Origin of the sequence: Eggerthella sp. (assembly GCF_048329335.1) — a bacterium.
Classification (GTDB): domain Bacteria; phylum Actinomycetota; class Coriobacteriia; order Coriobacteriales; family Eggerthellaceae; genus Eggerthella; species Eggerthella lenta.
Window position 1 is genome coordinate 1 of the sequence record NZ_DBFEGU010000286.1, and the last position, 3691, is coordinate 3691.

A 3691-nucleotide genomic window follows, 5' to 3' on the forward strand; every position below is an offset into this window, starting at 1 on the left:
CACCCTTCTTTCGTTTCGCTTCATAGCTTCCCCGTTTCCCCATGGCTTCCATACTGCCAGTCTACGAGGTGTATCCATTCTGATACAACGTTTTTCGCATGATGCGACGCATCATGCGATTCAGCGTAAGAAGGATAGGCGACAATAGTTTGATCAGGCTAAATAAAACCGATACTATGCGCGGGAGTACGTTGCGTACATGCGCATATGCAATTCGTTCGTTTTGGATTTGAGCGAAGCATCCACGCCGGCATACAGCTCGGCCGTGACGCGACCCAGCTTGCCCGTGACCAACGCGGCGCTCACCTCGCCTTTCTCGGTGAGACTGATCGCCTTGTGGCGACGATCAACTCCGACGCCGTATGAAACCAGACCTTTGCGAGCTAACTTCGCCACCAGCGTAGAAACCGTGGTTCGCTCGAGCATGAGAATCTCGGCGATAACCGAGCAAGGCAAAGGCGAAGGCCGCGTTTCCAAAACGGCAAGGCATCGATACTCGACGAACGACAGTCCAGCATATTGCACGACAACCTGCGCCCAACGCCGCAACAACGCCGCGACGATCATGAGATAAGCCGGAGTGAGAACCGAATGGCATGAGCGGTTGATCTCAACCGTGTCCACCCCAAGCTTTTCAGCCACCGACGGGAAGGAGCTCATGATCTCTTCAATGTCCTCGTTGGTATGGTTCGCCCACACCGACGATCGCAGATTTCGGTATATGCCTTCGTACCCCCGCGTGAGCGTACGAGCGCCGGCGACATTCTCCTCGAGAACGATCAGCCGACCGTCGCTCGCACAACGCCCTTTGTTCACGAGCCCCGCCCGCGACAACGCATTCGCAGCCACTACGACAGTGTTCTCACTTGCTAGCGCGTTGCGGGAAAAATCGGCAAGCAGCATCGCACCACCATGGGATCGCACCGAAGACAGTAGGCAGAACTCTAGGTAAGACACCTTGCACAGCTCTGCAATCGAATCGCCGATACGGCGATGCAGATCGACCACTACGGTAGCCAATTGCAAAGTGAACAGCACTTCGTCTTGGATCATGCGAGCCTCCCTCGATGCCTCCCTGCATCTACTCGGCACATTCGCAGATTGTGCCCTATAGGTCACGTAGTATACCGCACAAGACCGTACTCTTTGTTTATGACTCACGCAACGAGAAAAAACGTCGGACAGCGCGTCCGGGCGCTTCGCGAGGAGAGCAATCTGACGCAGGAGCAGCTTGCGCTCATGACGGGTGTAGGACGGTCGTACCTCGCCAAGGTGGAGGCGGGCAACCGCAACGCCACCATCGACTTCATGGAGAAGGTCGCGCTCGGCTTGGGCGTGACGCTGGGTCAGCTGTTCGAGGGCTTGTAGGCTTCCTTTCCCATGGACGCAAGCGCATCTTCGACATCGACATAGGACGCGAGCGCCACCGCACCTCCCGCGGCCCCGTCTTCTGCGAAAACGCCTGAAACTCGCACCCGCGCGGGAACGCCGCCGCGATTCACACACACGGTTCCGGCGAAGCCTCGCTCGCCCGCCTCGCGAGCCTCCTTGGCCAACGCACCGACGGCTCGACGCCCCTCCTCGTCGTCGCCCGTCACCAAACTGTAGCAAGCATTGGATTCGAGAGTTGTGAAAGCTTCATCCAACCTATGACGAGCAAACCCGATGCCCAGCAGCTCCATGAGCGTGCCTTCCTGCGCGACATCTCGCGCCTTCGCCCTTTCGCGCTCGTCGAAGCGGTCGCCGCGAGCACGTCGAGAAGGCGCTACGTCCGACGTGCTCCTGTTCTGGTAGAAACGGCGCTTATCGCGGTACATCGCCTCGTCTGCATCGAACAACGTTCTATCGATCTCACTCGATCGCGGCGTCCATTGCGCGCCGGTAGCCACCTCGCACGACGGAACTTCGTCGAACGCTTTCTGCAGTCGCTCCACAAGCGACCGAAAGCCCGCTTCGTCGGTATCCACGACCGTGGCCACGAACTCGTCGCCGCCCACACGGTACAGCCGCGCAACCTCTCCGAGAACGCGCTGCATCGTCTGAGCGCATGTTTGCAACAGATGGTCGCCTTCAGCATGGCCGCCGCGATCGTTGATCTCCTTCATACCGTTGACATCGAGAAAAACCGCGCCGAACGGGCGCGCCAGCTTCTCAAGGCGCCGCACGTCCTCGTTGTAGCGGTTTCGGTTGTATAGCCCGGTCAGAGAATCGTGGTAGCTCATCGCCACTAGCTGGCGCTCGTTTTCGATACGCTGCAACGTCATGCTGTAGAAGTAGCACAACGTGCGCAGCAGCGGCGCGATGTCGCGGATCTGGTCGGCCGGAGGGTTGTCCATGCCGAGGAAGCCCACGAGACGCCCGTCGCGTTCGATGGGGGCAACGACCAGACTGGCGATCTCCTGCACGTGCAGCGTTTCGTACTCACGAGGATCGACAACGCCCTTGATGGCGTCCAGATCCTCGATCAGCACGCATTCCCCCCGACCGAACAGGTCGAGCCACCGCTCGAACAAACGGTAGTCCATATCCTGAAGGCTTTCGATCTGGGAGGATATGCCGTCAGCACACCACTCGTGCGTATTGCTGAACCCCTCTCCGCGAGCCGAGAACAGATAGGAGCGCTCGGCTCCAAGCTCCTCGCCCAACCGTTCGAGCATGCGCACGGACGCACGCTCCGGATCGGTCTCGCGATACAGATCGTTAGCGATCTCGAGGATGACCTCCTCGTTGCGATGCAGGTTCCGAAAGCGCATACCCTCTTCTTTTTGATCGGTGAGGTCGAAGCCCACCTCAAGACGAACCAGCTTCCCGCCCCATTTGATCAGACGATCGTTCAGCAGATGGCGATGGTTCGTCAAAGGGTTCGTGAATTCCCACACGTAGCTTTTCTCGACGCTGAGCAGATGATTCGTGCAGAACGGACACGGCTCATCGCGCCCTTGCAGGAATTCGTAGCACTTGACGCCCTCCAGATCGGCATCGAGCGGCACCTTGAAAAGCCGGCGGCCCGCCTCGTTCACGTGCAGAAGCTCGTACGTCTCGATGTCCGAGATGTAGAACGGATCGGGATAGCTCAGATCGTCGTTGTATTCAGCCATGGAGAGCCTTCGTTCACGGTAACGGACATGCCGGCGTTTGCGCTTCGCGGTTACTGGTATTGCGTCCTAGTATAGCGATATTCTCAGTAACGTGCGCGCCCGATCGCAAGCTCCAGAAGAACGGCAGCGCCCTCCGGAGAGGGCGCAAAAAGCCGTGCATGCTCGATAGAAGACGAGAGGTCAAGCGCTGGGAAAACGCAGCACGAACGTGGTGCCCTGCCCTTCGGCGCTCTCCACCTCGATAACGCCTCCGTGGTACATAACCGCATGCTTGACGATGGCCAGACCCAGTCCCGTTCCTCCGGTTTCCTTCGAGCGGCTCTTGTCCACGCGGAAGAAGCGTTCGAACACCTTGTCGTGCAACTCGGCCGGGATGCCCGGTCCCGTGTCGCTGACGCGCACGACCGTCTGGTACGCGGCGTTCGCGAGCCCGCCTTCCATGCATTCGGAGCCCACCTTCATGGTGACGAGGCCGCCTTCGTGGTTGTAGCGGATGCCGTTCTCGATGAGGTTGTACAGCATCTCCTCGGCCAACGTCTCGCTGCCCGCGATGCACGCCGACGCGCCCTCCACCCGCACGCGCACGCCCTGGT

At 59.4% G+C, this 3691-nt stretch carries 4 protein-coding genes; 1 reads left to right on the forward strand and 3 read right to left on the reverse strand.

Features of this window, described 5'->3' with window-relative positions:
- Positions 1 to 174: 174 nt before the first annotated feature.
- Positions 175 to 1053 carry a MarR family winged helix-turn-helix transcriptional regulator gene (locus tag ACMO6A_RS09195; RefSeq protein ID WP_009609459.1) on the reverse strand — a complete coding sequence of 293 codons (879 nt, stop codon included), beginning with the start codon at positions 1051 to 1053 and terminating at the stop codon, positions 175 to 177.
- 99 nt (positions 1054 to 1152) lie between these two features.
- Between ACMO6A_RS09195 and ACMO6A_RS09200 the strand changes: the two genes are divergently transcribed.
- Positions 1153 to 1368, forward strand: a complete 216-nt coding sequence (locus ACMO6A_RS09200) for a helix-turn-helix domain-containing protein (RefSeq protein WP_009609363.1) — start codon at positions 1153 to 1155, stop codon at positions 1366 to 1368.
- Here ACMO6A_RS09200 and ACMO6A_RS09205 read toward each other — a convergent pair.
- Positions 1347 to 3098: a GGDEF domain-containing protein gene (locus ACMO6A_RS09205; protein ID WP_418471134.1), complete on the reverse strand. Its 1752-nt coding sequence runs from the start codon at positions 3096 to 3098 to the stop codon at positions 1347 to 1349. The genes ACMO6A_RS09200 and ACMO6A_RS09205 overlap by 22 nt on opposite strands.
- A gap of 180 nt (positions 3099 to 3278) precedes the next feature.
- A partial coding sequence (locus tag ACMO6A_RS09210) for a sensor histidine kinase (RefSeq protein ID WP_418471135.1) occupies positions 3279 to 3691 on the reverse strand: 413 nt, incomplete at its 5' end.